Annotated in this window: 14 protein-coding genes; 10 read left to right on the top strand and 4 right to left on the bottom strand. The window is 63.1% G+C overall.

The features are described from left to right. The 3 genes from kdpB to GV818_RS08225 are packed head-to-tail and all read left to right on the top strand — an operon-like array spanning position 1 to position 5520. Positions 1-2073 carry a potassium-transporting ATPase subunit KdpB gene (kdpB, locus tag GV818_RS08235; RefSeq protein WP_161776330.1) on the top strand — a complete coding sequence of 691 codons (2073 nt, stop codon included), beginning with the start codon at positions 1-3 and terminating at the stop codon, positions 2071-2073. A gap of 58 nt (positions 2074-2131) precedes the next feature. Further along, positions 2132-4831, top strand: a complete 2700-nt coding sequence (locus tag GV818_RS08230) for a sensor histidine kinase (RefSeq protein WP_161756066.1) — start codon at positions 2132-2134, stop codon at positions 4829-4831. Further along, complete coding sequence (locus GV818_RS08225; RefSeq protein ID WP_161756065.1) at positions 4828-5520, top strand: response regulator; 693 nt, start codon at positions 4828-4830, stop codon at positions 5518-5520. The genes GV818_RS08230 and GV818_RS08225 overlap by 4 nt, the downstream gene beginning before the upstream one ends. Here the strand turns inward: GV818_RS08225 and GV818_RS34090 are convergent. Then, positions 5499-5651, bottom strand: a complete 153-nt coding sequence (locus GV818_RS34090; RefSeq protein ID WP_178124791.1) for a hypothetical protein — start codon at positions 5649-5651, stop codon at positions 5499-5501. The genes GV818_RS08225 and GV818_RS34090 overlap by 22 nt on opposite strands. A gap of 221 nt (positions 5652-5872) precedes the next feature. Here GV818_RS34090 and GV818_RS08220 point away from each other — a divergent pair, with 221 nt between their 5' ends. Then, positions 5873-6379, top strand: coding sequence for a GNAT family N-acetyltransferase (locus GV818_RS08220; protein ID WP_161776329.1), 507 nt, complete (start codon positions 5873-5875; stop codon positions 6377-6379). A 66-nt stretch (positions 6380-6445) separates the two neighbouring features. On the opposite strand, the gene GV818_RS08215 is transcribed toward GV818_RS08220, so the two are convergent. Next, positions 6446-6931 carry a GNAT family N-acetyltransferase gene (locus GV818_RS08215; RefSeq protein ID WP_161756063.1) on the bottom strand — a complete coding sequence of 162 codons (486 nt, stop codon included), beginning with the start codon at positions 6929-6931 and terminating at the stop codon, positions 6446-6448. Between the two features lie 180 nt (positions 6932-7111). Here GV818_RS08215 and GV818_RS08210 point away from each other — a divergent pair, with 180 nt between their 5' ends. Further along, complete coding sequence (locus tag GV818_RS08210) at positions 7112-7255, top strand: hypothetical protein (RefSeq protein ID WP_161776328.1); 144 nt, start codon at positions 7112-7114, stop codon at positions 7253-7255. A 69-nt stretch (positions 7256-7324) separates the two neighbouring features. Here GV818_RS08210 and GV818_RS08205 read toward each other — a convergent pair whose 3' ends face one another. Further along, positions 7325-8179 (bottom strand): LysR family transcriptional regulator, encoded by an 855-nt coding sequence (locus GV818_RS08205; protein ID WP_161776327.1) that lies wholly within the window; start codon positions 8177-8179, stop codon positions 7325-7327. Between the two features lie 89 nt (positions 8180-8268). Here GV818_RS08205 and GV818_RS08200 point away from each other — a divergent pair, with 89 nt between their 5' ends. The 5 genes from GV818_RS08200 to GV818_RS08180 all read left to right on the top strand — a co-directional run bounded on the left by GV818_RS08200 (position 8269) and on the right by GV818_RS08180 (position 12390). Continuing rightward, positions 8269-8703 (top strand): multidrug/biocide efflux PACE transporter, encoded by a 435-nt coding sequence (locus GV818_RS08200; RefSeq protein WP_161776326.1) that lies wholly within the window; start codon positions 8269-8271, stop codon positions 8701-8703. 199 nt (positions 8704-8902) lie between these two features. After that, a complete protein-coding gene (locus GV818_RS08195) occupies positions 8903-9511 on the top strand; it encodes a paraquat-inducible protein A (protein WP_161756059.1) in 609 nt (202 codons plus the stop codon). Beyond that, positions 9511-10125, top strand: a complete 615-nt coding sequence (locus GV818_RS08190; protein WP_161756058.1) for a paraquat-inducible protein A — start codon at positions 9511-9513, stop codon at positions 10123-10125. The genes GV818_RS08195 and GV818_RS08190 overlap by 1 nt, the downstream gene beginning before the upstream one ends. Then, complete coding sequence (locus GV818_RS08185; RefSeq protein ID WP_161756057.1) at positions 10118-11809, top strand: intermembrane transport protein PqiB; 1692 nt, start codon at positions 10118-10120, stop codon at positions 11807-11809. The genes GV818_RS08190 and GV818_RS08185 overlap by 8 nt, the downstream gene beginning before the upstream one ends. Next, positions 11806-12390 (top strand): PqiC family protein, encoded by a 585-nt coding sequence (locus tag GV818_RS08180; RefSeq protein WP_161776325.1) that lies wholly within the window; start codon positions 11806-11808, stop codon positions 12388-12390. The genes GV818_RS08185 and GV818_RS08180 overlap by 4 nt, the downstream gene beginning before the upstream one ends. 22 nt (positions 12391-12412) lie before the next feature. Here GV818_RS08180 and GV818_RS08175 read toward each other — a convergent pair whose 3' ends face one another. Then, positions 12413-13330, bottom strand: a complete 918-nt coding sequence (locus tag GV818_RS08175; protein WP_161776324.1) for a LysR family transcriptional regulator — start codon at positions 13328-13330, stop codon at positions 12413-12415. Between the last annotated feature and the right edge of the window lie 136 nt (positions 13331-13466).

Here is a 13466-nt window from a genome sequence, read left to right as displayed (position 1 = left end):
ATGAGTAAGAACGCTCGTACACCTTTGTTCGACCGTGGGCTGTTGCTCACGGCGTGCCTGGATGCCGTGAAGAAACTGCTGCCCCAGGCGCAGTGGAAGAACCCGGTGATGTTCGTGGTCTACCTGGGCAGCCTGCTCACCACATTGTTGTGGTTGCAGTCCCTGGGCGGTGAGGGTGAAGCCCCTAGCGGCTTCATCCTCAGCATCACTCTGTGGCTGTGGTTCACCGTACTGTTTGCCAACTTCGCCGAGGCCCTGGCCGAGGGCCGCAGTCGAGCCCAGGCTGCGAGCCTCAAGGGCATGAAGCGCCAGACCCTGGCCAAGCTGTTGCAGCAGCCCAGGCACGGTGCCGCCTGGCTGCCCATGGCCGCCAGCGAACTGCGCAAGGACATGGTGGTGCTGATCGAAGCCGGCGACCTGGTGCCCCTGGACGGGGAGGTGATCGAAGGCGTGGCCACCGTGGACGAGAGCGCCATCACCGGCGAATCGGCACCGGTGATCCGCGAGGCAGGGGGCGATTTTTCCTCGGTCACTGGCGGCACCAAGGTGCTTTCCGACTGGTTGGTGGTGCGCATCAGCGTTAACCCCGGCGAGTCGTTCCTGGACCGCATGATCTCCATGGTGGAGTCCGCCAAGCGCCAGAAGACCCCCAACGAGGTGGCCCTGACCATTCTCCTGGTGGGCCTGACCTTGCTGTTCCTGCTGGTGATCGTGACCCTGAGCCCGTACTCGATCTTCGCCGTGGCCATGAGTGGCACCGGCAATGTGGTCAGCGCCACGGTGATGGTGGCGCTGCTGGTGTGCCTGATCCCCACTACCATCGGCGGGCTGCTCTCGGCCATCGGCGTGGCGGGCATGAGCCGGATGATGTCGGCCAACGTCATCGCCACCTCCGGGCGCGCGGTGGAAGCGGCGGGGGACGTGGACGTGTTGCTGCTGGACAAGACCGGCACCATCACCCTGGGCAACCGCCAGGCCAGCGCCTTCCTGCCGGCTCCGGGAATCAAGGACAGCGAGCTGGCAGATGCCGCGCAACTGGCTTCCCTGGCGGACGAAACCCCCGAAGGCCGGAGCATCGTGGTGCTGGCCAAGCAGAAGTTCGACATCCGTGGGCGGGACATCAATGCCCTCGGTGCAAGCTTTGTGCAGTTCACCGCGCAGACCCGCATGAGCGGCGTCGACCTGCCGGACGGACGCAGCATTCGCAAGGGCGCGGCTGATGCCATTCGCCGGCATATCGAGGCTTTGGGGGGCAGCTTCCCGCCGGCGTTGCAGGCCAAGGTCGATGAAGTCTCGCGCCGTGGCAGCACGCCGCTGGTGGTCAGCGACGGCGCCCAGGCCCTGGGCGTGGTGGAACTCAAGGACGTGGTCAAGGGTGGGATCAAGGAGCGTTTTGCCGAACTGCGGCGCATGGGGATCAAGACCGTGATGATCACCGGCGACAACCGCCTGACGGCTGCGGCGATTGCCGTGGAAGCCGGGGTCGATGATTTTCTCGCCGAGGCGCGTCCCGAGGACAAACTGCAACTGATCCGCGATTACCAGGCCAAGGGCAAGCTGGTGGCCATGACCGGCGACGGCACCAACGACGCCCCGGCCCTGGCCCAGGCCGACGTGGCGGTGGCGATGAACAGTGGCACCCAGGCCGCCAAGGAAGCGGGCAACATGGTCGACCTGGACAGCAACCCGACCAAGCTGATCGAGGTGGTGGAAGTGGGCAAGCAGATGCTCATGACCCGGGGCGCGCTGACCACCTTCAGCGTGGCCAACGACGTGGCCAAGTATTTTGCTATCGTACCGGCCGCCTTTGTCGCCACTTACCCGCAGTTGGGCGCATTGAACGTGATGCACTTGACCAGCCCCAACTCGGCGATCCTCAGTGCGGTGATCTTCAATGCCCTGATCATCGTGTTCCTCATCCCCCTGGCGCTCAAGGGGGTGAAGTACCGGGCCATCGGTGCGGCGGCACTGCTCAACCGCAACTTGTTGATCTATGGTCTGGGCGGGGTGCTGGTACCCTTTGCCGGGATCAAGCTGATCGACATGCTGCTGGCCGGACTCGGCCTGGTCTGACAGGACTGAAACAACGCGGCGCTCCCTGGAGCGCCGCGTTGTTCATTTAAGGAAAATCATGGCTGTGCTCGATGCTATTAACCCGCCGCGTGACGGCCGCCCCGATCCTGATGCGTTGCTGGAAAAGCTGCACCAGGATGAACAGGCGGCCCAGCGCGGCAAGCTGCGGATCTATTTCGGTTCCAACGCCGGGGTCGGCAAGACCTGCGCCATGCTCACCGCCGCCCGCGACGAAGTGGCCCTGGGTCGCGACGTGGTGGCCGGGGTGGTGGAAACCCACGGCCGTCGGGAAACCGCCGAGCTGCTCCAGGGCCTGGAGGTGCTGGAGCGCCACAGCCTGATGCACCGCGATTACGCCTTGCCTGAATTCGACCTGGACGCCGCCTTGGCGCGACGCCCCTCGGTGCTGCTGGTGGACGAACTGGCCCACAGCAACGTCCCCGGCTCTCGCCATCCCAAGCGCTGGCAGGACGTGGAGGAGTTGCTGCGGGCCGGCATCGATGTGTGGACCACCCTCAACGTTCAGCACCTGGAAAGCCTCAACGACATCGTCAGCGGGATCATCGGCATCCGCGTGCGTGAGACCGTGCCCGATCACTTGTTCGATGAAGCCCACGAAGTGCTGGTGATCGACCTGCCGCCGGATGACCTGCTGCGTCGCCTCAAGGACGGCAAGGTCTACATGGGGCCCCAGGCCGAGCGCGCTTCACGCAACTTCTTTCGCAAGGGCAACTTGCTGGCCCTGCGTGAACTGACCCTGCGCCGCACCGCCGACCGGGTCGATGCGCAGATGCGCGATTACCGTCGCGAGCGTTCGATCAATGCCTTGTGGCCGGCTCGGGAGCGGTTGTTGGTGGGCGTGGCCGGTGACCCGGCGGATGAGCGCCTGGTACGTGAGGCCGCGCGCCTGGCGCAGAAGCTCGAAGCCGACTGGATCGTGGTGCATGTGGCCTCGGCGCAACGGGGCGGCCGTGGCACCGGCGCCGGCCGTTATGCCGCGGCCATGAAGACCCTGGCCCTGGCCGCCGAGTTTGGTGCCGAGACCGCCACCTTGCCCGGCCTGGATGTGGCCGAAGCCCTGGTGGCTTGCGCCCGTGAGCACAACGCCAACCGCCTGGTGCTGGGGCATTACCCGCGCAAGGTCTGGCAGTTCTGGCATCAGTCGGTGAGCGACCGCATCAGTCGCCAGCACCCGGAAATCGACCAGATCGTGATCGCCAATGGCCCCCTGAGCCGACGCCAGGCACCTGTGGAAAAGCCCGAGGCCGGTTTGACCCCCAGTCGCGCGCCGGCCTACCTGTGGGCCAGCCTTGCGTGTTTTGCCGCGACGGCGGTGGCGGCGCTGTTGTTGAAGGTTTTCGACCCGGCCAACGTGGTCATGCTGTTCCTGCTCACCGTGGTCCTGGTGGCCCTGCGCTATGGACGCGGCCCGGGTGTCTGGGCGGCGATGCTGGCGGTGTTGTGCTTCGACTTCTTCTTCGTCCAGCCGGTATGGTCGTTCACGGTCAACGACACCCAGTATTTTTTCACCTTTGCCCTGATGCTCGGCATTGCCCTGATCACCGGCCAGCTCACCGCGCGCCTGCGCCATCAGGCACGCACCGCTGCCGAGGGCGAGCGCCGCGCCACTTCCCTGGCCGGCCTGGCTCGGGAGTTGTCGGCGGCCCTGACCGAGGAGCAGATCTGCGCCATGGCCCTGCGCACCTTCAGCGGGGTGTTCGAGGCCCGGGTCGGGCTGGCACTGCCGGATGCCGACAATCGCGTGCGGGCCTTGAGCGCCAACGTCTTGGCAATTGACGAGAGTATTGCCCAGTGGGCCTACGACCATGGCCAGCCAGCAGGGCGGGGCACCGATACCCTGGCGGCGGCCAAGGGTTGCTATCTGCCGCTCAAGGCGCCAATGCGCGTGCGTGGGGTGCTGGTGCTGGAACTGGCGGACGCTGAACGGCTCAAGGAGCCTGAGGAGCAACGCCTGCTGGAGGCTTGCATGAGCCAACTGGCGATTGCCCTGGAGCGGGTGCATTACGTCGAAGTGGCCCAGAGCACCGTGGTGCAGATGGAAGGCGAGCGCATGCGCAACACCTTGCTGGCGGCCATTTCCCACGACCTGCGTACCCCGCTGACCACCATCATCGGGGCTGCCGACGCGGCGTTGCCCCACGCTCCGAGTGGCGTGCTGCCGCAACTGTTGCGCGGCATTCACGATCAAGCCACCTCGATGCAGCGGCTGATCGAGAACCTGCTGGACATGGCGCGGATGCAAGAGCGCGGAGTGCGCCTGAACCGTCAGTGGAACTCGTTGGAAGAGATTGTCGGCAGCGCCCTGCGTCAATTGCGCGAGCCCTTGGCCAGGCATGAACTGCGGGTTGTCATGGCGCCACATCTACCCCTGGTGGAAGTGGATGCGCTGCTGTTGGAGCGGGTGCTGGTGAACCTGCTGGACAATGCCGCCAAGTACACCCCGGCCGGAACCCTGGTGCAGATCACTGCCCGCCAGGTCGACCAGCAGATCATTCTGCAGGTCAGCGATTCAGGTCCTGGCTGTCCCAAGGGCAGTTCCCCGGACAGCCTGTTCGAGGCCTTCAGCCGAGGCCAGCAAGAGTCCGCCGTGGCCGGGATCGGCCTGGGACTGGCCCTGGCCAAACGCATTGTCGAAGCCCATGGCGGACGTATCGAGGCCCAGCCTCACGCCGATGCCGGGCTGAGTTTTGTCATTACCTTGCCGGCGGGACAACCGCCTTCCATGGAAGCCCTATGAGCAGCGCACGCATCCTGATCGTCGAGGACGAAGCCAATATCCGCCGCTTTGTCGGCATCGCCCTGGAGGACGAAGGTTTCCAGGTGTTCGAGGCCGACAGCGTCAAGCGCGCCCTGATCCATGCCGCCAGTCGCCAGCCGGACCTGGTGATTGTCGACCTGGGCCTGCCGGACGGCGACGGCAAACAGCTGATCAGTGAGCTGCGGGGCTGGCTGGCGGTGCCGATCCTGGTGCTCTCGGCGCGGGATCGGGAAGACGAGAAAGTCGCCGCCCTGGATGCCGGTGCCGACGACTATCTGGTCAAGCCGTTTGGTGTGCCCGAGTTGCTGGCGCGGATTCGCGCGCAACTGCGGCGTCACGGCCAGAGCGGCACGGCGGCGACCACCAGCAAAGTGACCTTTGGCAGCATCGAGGTGGATCTGGCCACCCATGAGGTGCGCCGCGATGGGCAGTTGGTGCATCTCACGCCGATTGAATACCGCCTGCTCTGCGCGCTGATCCGTGGCCAGAGCCGGGTCCTGACCCATCGCCAGTTGCTGCTGGAAGTCTGGGGCCTGGACTATGTCGATCGCGCCCATTACCTGCGGGTGCACATGGCTCATCTGCGGCAGAAGCTGGAGGCTGACCCGGCTCAGCCCCAGCACCTGATCACCGAGTTGCAGGTGGGCTATCGCCTGGTAGGGCTTTGATCCTGCGGCGCGGCGTCGGTCGGCGATTGCTTGCCGCCGCGGCGCTCATGCAGGAAGTCGATGTACAAGGTGATGCAACCGAAAGCGCTGATGCCGAACAACATCAAAAGGCCGATCTGGGTATTGCTCATGATCAAGGTCCTGTGGGCAAGACGCGGTAGCTCCGGCCTGTTGGGGCCGGCCACGAGGCGTCGGGGAACTGATAGATAATCCCTTGGCGCAGGCCTTGCCAGGGCTTATATGAAAGCTTTACGGCGCTGCTGGCGATCCCTATACGTTGCATACGCCAAGCCGCCGAGCCCCCAAGTATTGGTAGAATCGGCCATCATTCACCGACTTCAGGTTGCCACCCATGACCGCTTCGACCCCGCTGATCCGCACCGTCCTGAGCACTGACCTGGACCGCTGCTTCGCCATCGAAACCCTGGCCTATGAAGGTGACGAAGCCGCGACCCGGGAAAAGATCGCCACTCGCATCACTGCCTGGCCCGAGGGTTTTATCGTCGCCGAAGTGGATGGGCAGGTGGCCGGCTTCATCAACTCCGGCGCTACCTTCGAGGTACAGATGGCCGATGAGGCGTTCAAGGAGCTGATCGGCCATGACCCGGCCGGCTCCGAAGTGGTGATCATGTCAGTGGTGGTGCATCCGGATTTCCAGGGCCTGGGCCTGTCTCGGCAACTGTTGCAGTCTTTCATCGCGCGCATGGGCGAGCAGGGTAAGGCGCGGATCCATCTGATGTGCAAGGAGCGCCATGTGCCGCTCTACGAGCGCTTCTGCTTCGTCTATATCAAGGCTTCGGAGTCGGACCACGGAGGCATGGCCTGGCATGAGATGGTGCTGGACCTGGCGGTGCAATGAACCCAAGGCCCCCTGGATACGGCCGTTCTCATGCTCGTGAACAGAGCTTGAGTGGATTCCCAGGCGTTAAAACGCCAGCACCATCCTGCGCTCATAACCGATCCGGCCCTTGTAGGCCTCGCCGTTTTCGACCCAGCCCAGCTTGAGGTAGAGGTTGAACGCCACCTGGTTGTCGGCGTCCACCGCCAGCATCAGGCCCTTGAGGTCCGGCCAGGTCTGGCGCGCGACGGCGGGCACGGCCTGCAAGCAGGCTTTGCCAAAGCCCTGGCCCTGGACCCGCTGGTCCACTTGCAGGGCATGCAGGGTGGCGCTGTCGGCATCCGCCCAGGCCGGCAGGCACGGTGGGCGCTTGAGCAGCAGGAAGGCCACCGGTAGTGCATTGCTGAGCAGGGCGAAGCCCTTGGCCGCGCCCTCCGGGGCATTGGCCAGGGTATACAGCGCGCCGTGAATGTCCCCTGAAAATGCCTTTTGCCCTGGCTGTAGTTCAAAGTTCAGCAGGTGCGCCCGCTGTTGGTTGTCGAGCTGTTCATAAGGCACGAGACGAGTGTTCACTGGCTGCGGAGGTTCAGGTGGGGAAGGTGCGGATTTTAGCGATTTTGCCTGGGCAGAAAATATTTTTCTGCGGCCTGTCGATTGCTCATATGCCCAGGCGACTAAGGGGGAACTGAGCATTCCAATGGCTGGTTGCTGGGGGCTCAGTAGGGATTCATTCCACTCTTGAGGGGCTTCGCCTTGCTCAACCCATCCACCGAATCGCCGATCCCCACGCTGATCGACAGCTGGCAACAGGCGGTGATCGCCAAGGACATCGAGCGTACCGTCAGCTACATCAAGGGCCGGCATCCGGCTCCGCATAGCCACTGCTGCAGGGGGTGATCGGCAGGGGCGGCATGCCGTACGAAGAGGATGCGCGATTGATCATCCGGGCGGGATATTCGAGCTGGATCACTCCAGCATCCAGCCCAGCAACCAACTCCCCGCCGGCCCCGGTGGATGCAGGCGCGACCAGAGGGCATCCACCGCCACCGTGCGTGGCCAGCCCCGGACTTTCAGTTCCTGCAGTCTGCCGGCGCCAAAGCCCTCCACCAGCCAGAGCGGCAACGGTGCCCAGCCAAAGCCGCCCTGGGCCATTTCCAGCAGCATCAGGTAGCTGGGGGCTGACCACACGCGCCCTTGGCTGCGGCTGTCATAGGGGTTGAGCACCGTCGCCAGGCGCAGTTCGCGGTGCTGGCGCAGGGCCTCCTGGTCGACGCGATCCAGTCGGGCCAAGGGGTGCTCGCGGGACACGAACAGGGACATTTCACCCCGCTCATCCATGGTCCGGTGGTCCAGGTCTGCCGGGTAGTCGGTCTGCATCTCGGCGAAGGCAATCTGGGCCCGGCCACTTTGCACCAGGGCGATCAGGTCTTCGCACTCGGCAATCAGGCATTCCAGTTCCAGGTCCGGGTAACGCTGCTCGAAGGCACTGAGGCAGCTTTCAAAGCGATCCGACTGATAGGTGTCGGAGAGGGCCACGGTAAGTTTCGCCTCTATACCCTGGGACAGCTGGCTGGCGACCATTTCCAGGCGACTGGTGGCGGCGAGGATTTCTTCCGCTCGCTGCAGCAGTACATGCCCGGCCGGAGTCAGGCCAGGTTTGCGGCTGGTGCGGTCGAACAGTTGTACATCAAGATCGATTTCCAGGCTGGCCACCGCAGCGCTGATGGTCGACTGACTCTTGCCCAGTTTGCGTGCAGCAGCGGAAAAGGAGCCTTGGGTCGCTGCCTGGACGAACGCCAGCAGCACTTCATGTGAGGCCATGAACTATCGCCTTGATCGATGGTTATTGGTTATGAAGTATCGACGTACTCCTGGAGAATCGCCAGTACATTCACTCAAGGAGCAAGGTAATGAGCCTGCACAAGTCCCTTACCGAACGTATTTTCCAGGCCGTGGGCTTTGAGCTGCTGGCGGTGCTGATCTGTACCCCGCTGCTGTCCTGGATCATGGACAAGCCCATGGCTGACATGGGCCTGGTAACCATCGGCATCGGCCTTTTGGCACTGGTTTGGAACGTGGTGTTCAACGGTCTTTTCGATCGTCTGCTCAAGCGTCTGCGTCTGGCACGCAACGGCTGGACCCGGGTCTTGCATGCCCTGCTGTTCGAAGGCGGGCTGGTGGCGGTGGGGGTACCGCTGATTGCCTGGTGGTTGAATGTCAGCCTGTTGCAGGCATTCATTCTGGATATCGGCGTCCTGTTGTTCTTCCTGCCGTATACCTACCTCTACCACTGGGCCTACGATGTGCTGCGGGACAAGTGGCAGCAACAGCGCCTGGCCCACTGAGCAGGGATGAGTGCTGAGGTTCGCCGGCCCCGGTCTTGGTCGGCGAAAATCTCAGGGGCGCCTATTATGGCGTAGACGTTTGTGTCGAGCCCTCAGACAAAACTGGACAGCGTCCTCGAGTTTTTCTGAAACTGTGCCCCCGCACAGCCTGAGTAGGGGCGGTCACTGAACCTACTGCCCCATCGACTATCAGAAGACCATGACTATTTCCCGCAACTGGATCATCTGCGAACACTGCGATTCGCTATACGAATCGGTACCGCTCGGCAAAGGCCAGACCGCCCAGTGTTCACGCTGTGGTGGGTTGTTGGCCCGTGCCCGGCATTTGAGTGTGCAGCAACTGTTTGCCCTGTCGATCACCGCTGGGTTGTTGTTCGTCTTCGCCAATCTGTTTCCGGTGGTCAAGATCAGCCTTGAAGGCCTGAGCAACGAAGCGACGCTCTGGCAATCGGTGGAAGCCCTGGCCCAAGGGCGCATCAGCCTGATTGCCGCGGTTACCGGCCTGACCATTATTCTCGCACCCTGCCTGCAGATCATCCTGCTGTGCTGGGTGCTGGGGTTTGCCTGTATCGAGCGTGCTGCACCGGGCTTCAAGGCTTGCATGCGGGCCCTGGAGCATTTACGCCCATGGAGCATGCTCGAGGTCTGCCTGCTGGGGATCCTGGTGGCCATCGTCAAGCTGGCGGGCATGCTCGACGTGCATCCAGGGCTGGGACTGTGGGCCCTGGCGATGCTCACGGTGCTGATCATCCTGATTTCCGGCAAGGATATCCGCTACCTCTGGGATGACCTGGAGGGTCGCTATTGATGAGCGCGCCGCCCTACGCCCGGGACCATCAGTTGATGCTGTGCCACACCTGTGGCCAGGTCTGCCCGCAGTCCGTGCACCGCTGTCCGCGCTGCGATTCGGTGGTACATGCACGCAAGCCCAACAGCCTGGCGCGCACCTGGGCATTTCTCCTGGCCAGCCTGATCTTCTATATTCCGGCCAATCTGCTGCCGGTGATGCACACCAAGATCTTTGGCAGCGCCAGTGAAAACACCATCATGAGCGGCGTGGTGGAATTCTGGAAAGCCGGCGCCTGGGACATTGCCCTGCTGATCTTCATTGCCAGCGTGGTGGTGCCCTGCATCAAGTTTTTCGTCCTTGGTACCTTGCTGGTGACCTGTCAGCGCCGTTCGCGCTGGGCCCAGCGTGAACGTGCCAAGCTGTACCGCTTTATCGAACTGATTGGTTACTGGTCGATGCTCGATGTAGTGGTGGTGGCCCTGGTGGCGGCCCTGGTGCAGTTTCGTGCCCTGAGCTCCATCGATCCGCGCCTGGGCATTCTGTTTTTTGGTTTAGTGGTGGTGCTGACGATGTTGGCGGCCATGAGTTTCGATCCCCGGCTTATCTGGGATGTAGAGGTTGAAGATGTCTGATCATCCAGGTTCCAACGCAGCAACTCCCCAGCCTGCCCCAGGTGCCCCGGTGGTGCACACGCGACGCTTCAATGTCTCGCTGGTGTGGCTGGTGCCGATTGTCGCGGCCCTGGTGGGGCTGTCGATGGTGGTCCACAACTCGCTGTCGGCCGGCCCGGAAATCTCCATCAGCTTCCAGACCGCCGAAGGCCTGGAAGCTAACAAGACCCAGGTCAAATACAAGAACGTGGTGATCGGCAAGGTCACGTCCATCGCCTTGAGCGACGACCGCCGCAAGGTGCTGGCCAAGGTCGAGCTGGACCAGTCTGCCGAACCCTTCACCGCCGACGACTCGATGTTCTGGGTGGTCCGGCCGAGGATCGGCGCCAACGGTATTTCCGGGGTCGACACCTTGCTGTCGGGGGCTTTTATCGGCGCCGACGCGGGCAAGTCGGAAAAGCGCAAAGACAGTTTCAAGGGCCTGGAAACCCCACCACCCATCACCTATGGGCAGAAGGGCAAGCGCTTCACCCTGCACACCGATGACCTGGGATCACTGGACATCGGTTCGCCGATCTATTACCGGCGCATCGAGGTGGGGCAGGTGGTCTCCTACCAGTTGGCCAACAGCGGCAAGGGCGTGGATGTGAAGATCTTCGTCAATGCGCCCAATGATAAATACGTGACCACCGATACACGCTTCTGGAATGCCAGCGGGGTGGATGTGACCCTTGGTGCCAACGGCCTCAAGGTCAATACCGAGTCGGTGTCCTCGATCCTTTCCGGGGGCATTGCCTTCGTCGAGCCCAAGTACAGCCCCGATGCCAAGTCGGCCGAGGAGAACGCCGAATACACCCTGTTCGGCGACCAGGACACCGCGCTGGCCCCGCCCGATGGCGCGCCGTACTACATCCGCATGCGCTTCGACCAGGCCCTGCGTGGCCTGGCCGTCAATGCCCCGGTGGAGTTCCTCGGAGTGAACATCGGCAAGGTGGTGTCCATGGACCTGGACTATGACGAGCAGCGCAAATATTTCCCGACCCTGGTGGGCGCGGTGATCTATCCCGAACGCCTGGGCAAGGCCCATGAAAAACTGCTGAAGCAGACCGGCGGCGAAGACGAGGCCCGCGGTGCGCAACTGATCGGCACCTTTGTCAAGAGCGGTCTGCGGGCCCAGCCCCGCAGCGGCAACCTGCTGACCGGACAGTTGTACATCTCCCTGGATTTTGTCAGCAACGCCAAACCGGTGGCCTATGACCCTACCGTGCGGCCGCTGGAGATTCCCACCGTGCCGGGCAGCATGGACAAACTGCAGGAGCAACTGCAGGCCGTGGTGGACAAGATCAGCAAGCTGCCGATCGACAGCATTGCCGCCAACCTCAATGGCAGCCTGGTGGAGATGCAGAAGACCTTGAAGCAGGTCAACGGCGAAGTGTTGCCGCAGATGCGCGACACCCTGGAGCAGTCGAAGAAGACCCTGGCCAGCGCCAACGAGAGTTTCTCCGAGGATTCGCCACAGCGTCAAAAACTCAGCCAGGCCATGGAGGAAGTGCAACGCACGGCACGCTCGGTGCGGGTACTCAGCGACTTCCTCGGTCGTCATCCTGAAGCGCTGATTCGCGGGCGCATCAAAGACCACCAACCGGATGCCTATCAGTCGCCATCCTCCTCTGTTCGCGAATCCGTACCGGAAGCCCAGCCATGAAAACCCGTGCCCTGTTGTTGAGCCTGACCCTGGGACTTGCCGCTTGCAGCTCCGCGCCCACCCATTACTACACCCTGCTGCCGCCGGTGACTGAAGGCAGTGGCGGTGCTCGGGCCGGAGCCATGCAGTTCGAGATGTCCACCGTGCGCATCCCGGTCCAGGTCGACCAGCCACAACTGGTGGTACGCCAGGACAGTGGCACCCTGGCGATCCTGGAAACCCAACGCTGGAGCGCACCGTTGGTGGATGAATTCCACGACGCCCTGGCCAGCCAGATGGAGCAGCAGTTGGGTACACGCAACCTCGAAGGCTTGCCGAAACAGCCTGGGCGTCCGGTGCTGTCGCTGCAGACCGATGTGCGGCGTTTCGAGTCCCTGCCTGGACGCTATGCCTTGATTGACGTGGTCTGGAGCCTGCGTGTGCGAGGCGAGGGCGGCTCGCCCCGCAGCCTGACCTGTAGCAGCCAGATTCGCCAGCCGGCAGGTGTCGAGCTGAGCAGTCTGGTACAGGCTCACCAACAGGCCATTGCGCAGTTGGCTAGGCAGATTGCCGCCACCGCGCAACACTGGACCTGTCCCTGAAAGTGATTTCGTCGGCGTTGCCTCAGCGACGGGCGGAGAGCTGCTGAGGGGCAAGGAACGCGTCGTGGAAGTAGTCGCGCAAGGCCTGCATCGCCGGGGTAAAGGCCCGTTCGCGGTGCCAGGCCAGGCCGACGCTCATCGGTGTGACCGAGTCGCTGACGCTGAGGGTCTCGATGCGTTTGCCCTCCAGGGACCAGGGCCGGTGCACCAGGTCCGAGAGGATCGCCACGCCGCTGCCGTTGGCCACCATGCTGCGCACTGCCTCCACCGAACTGGTACGCACCCGCACCCTGGGCTGTTGCCCCGCCTGTTCCCAATAACGCATGGCGCTCTGTTCGGCCTCATCGACGGTCAGCAGGATGAACGGCTCCTCGGCCACGTCCGCTAGGCTGACACTGGCTCGTTCGCACAAGTGATGATGGGCCGGTAGCCACAGCCGGCGCTCGGAGTTGAACAGGGTTTCCGAGACGATATCCGGGTGCGTCAGGTTGGCCGTGAGCACCACGGCCATGTCGAAACGTCCGGCCAGCAACCCTTGCTCGATGGCCTGGCGTTCCTGTTCGTGGAGTTCGATGGTGACATCCGGGTGCCAGTGTTCCAGACGCTGCAGGTGGTGCGGCAGGAAGTAGCCGATCACGGTGTAGCTGGCTGCCAGGTGCAGCACACCGCTGGCCCGATAGTCCGGCAGTGGGCTGTTCAGCGCATCGTCGACGCTGCGCAGGATCACGTAGGCGCGGTTGAGAAAATGCCGCCCGGCATCGGTCAGGCTCATGCCCTGGGCCGAGCGTACGAACAGCTGCACGGCCAGCATCGCTTCCAGCTCCTTGATCGCCGTGGTCACTGCCGACTGGGAGATATTCAAGTGGATCGCCGCTTGGGAGATCTGGCCGATCTCGGCGGTAGCAACGAAGTAGCGCACCTGGCGCAACGTCAGCGACATCGAAAAATCCTCAGGTTGCACACTGCGATTGAAAGGCGAAACGGACCTTTTAGTAGGCGCAGCCTACGCCAGCGCTTACCGATAGTATTATCTGTTTTTCAGAAGAAGCTCTATCTGATAATAGATCTTCTCAAGG

This window comes from Pseudomonas sp. Fl4BN1 (genome assembly GCF_009908285.1).
In the GTDB taxonomy this organism is placed as follows: Bacteria; Pseudomonadota; Gammaproteobacteria; order Pseudomonadales; family Pseudomonadaceae; genus Aquipseudomonas.
This window is presented reverse-complemented; position numbering and strand designations above follow the sequence as displayed.

Bases quoted from the DNA above. Each gene is read 5' to 3' on its own strand.
- GV818_RS08225 (WP_161756065.1), top strand. From the start codon at position 4,828: ATGAGCAGCGCACGCATCCTGATCGTCGAGGACGAAGCCAATATCCGC.
- GV818_RS08185 (WP_161756057.1), top strand. From the start codon at position 10,118: ATGTCTGATCATCCAGGTTCCAACGCAGCAACTCCCCAGCCTGCCCCA.
- GV818_RS08180 (WP_161776325.1), top strand. From the start codon at position 11,806: ATGAAAACCCGTGCCCTGTTGTTGAGCCTGACCCTGGGACTTGCCGCT.
- GV818_RS08195 (WP_161756059.1), top strand. From the start codon at position 8,903: ATGACTATTTCCCGCAACTGGATCATCTGCGAACACTGCGATTCGCTA.
- GV818_RS08230 (WP_161756066.1), top strand. From the start codon at position 2,132: ATGGCTGTGCTCGATGCTATTAACCCGCCGCGTGACGGCCGCCCCGAT.
- GV818_RS08190 (WP_161756058.1), top strand. From the start codon at position 9,511: ATGAGCGCGCCGCCCTACGCCCGGGACCATCAGTTGATGCTGTGCCAC.
- GV818_RS08175 (WP_161776324.1), bottom strand. From the start codon at position 13,330: ATGTCGCTGACGTTGCGCCAGGTGCGCTACTTCGTTGCTACCGCCGAG.
- kdpB (WP_161776330.1), top strand. From the start codon at position 1: ATGAGTAAGAACGCTCGTACACCTTTGTTCGACCGTGGGCTGTTGCTC.
- GV818_RS08205 (WP_161776327.1), bottom strand. From the start codon at position 8,179: ATGGCCTCACATGAAGTGCTGCTGGCGTTCGTCCAGGCAGCGACCCAA.
- GV818_RS34090 (WP_178124791.1), bottom strand. From the start codon at position 5,651: ATGAGCAATACCCAGATCGGCCTTTTGATGTTGTTCGGCATCAGCGCT.
- GV818_RS08200 (WP_161776326.1), top strand. From the start codon at position 8,269: ATGAGCCTGCACAAGTCCCTTACCGAACGTATTTTCCAGGCCGTGGGC.
- GV818_RS08220 (WP_161776329.1), top strand. From the start codon at position 5,873: ATGACCGCTTCGACCCCGCTGATCCGCACCGTCCTGAGCACTGACCTG.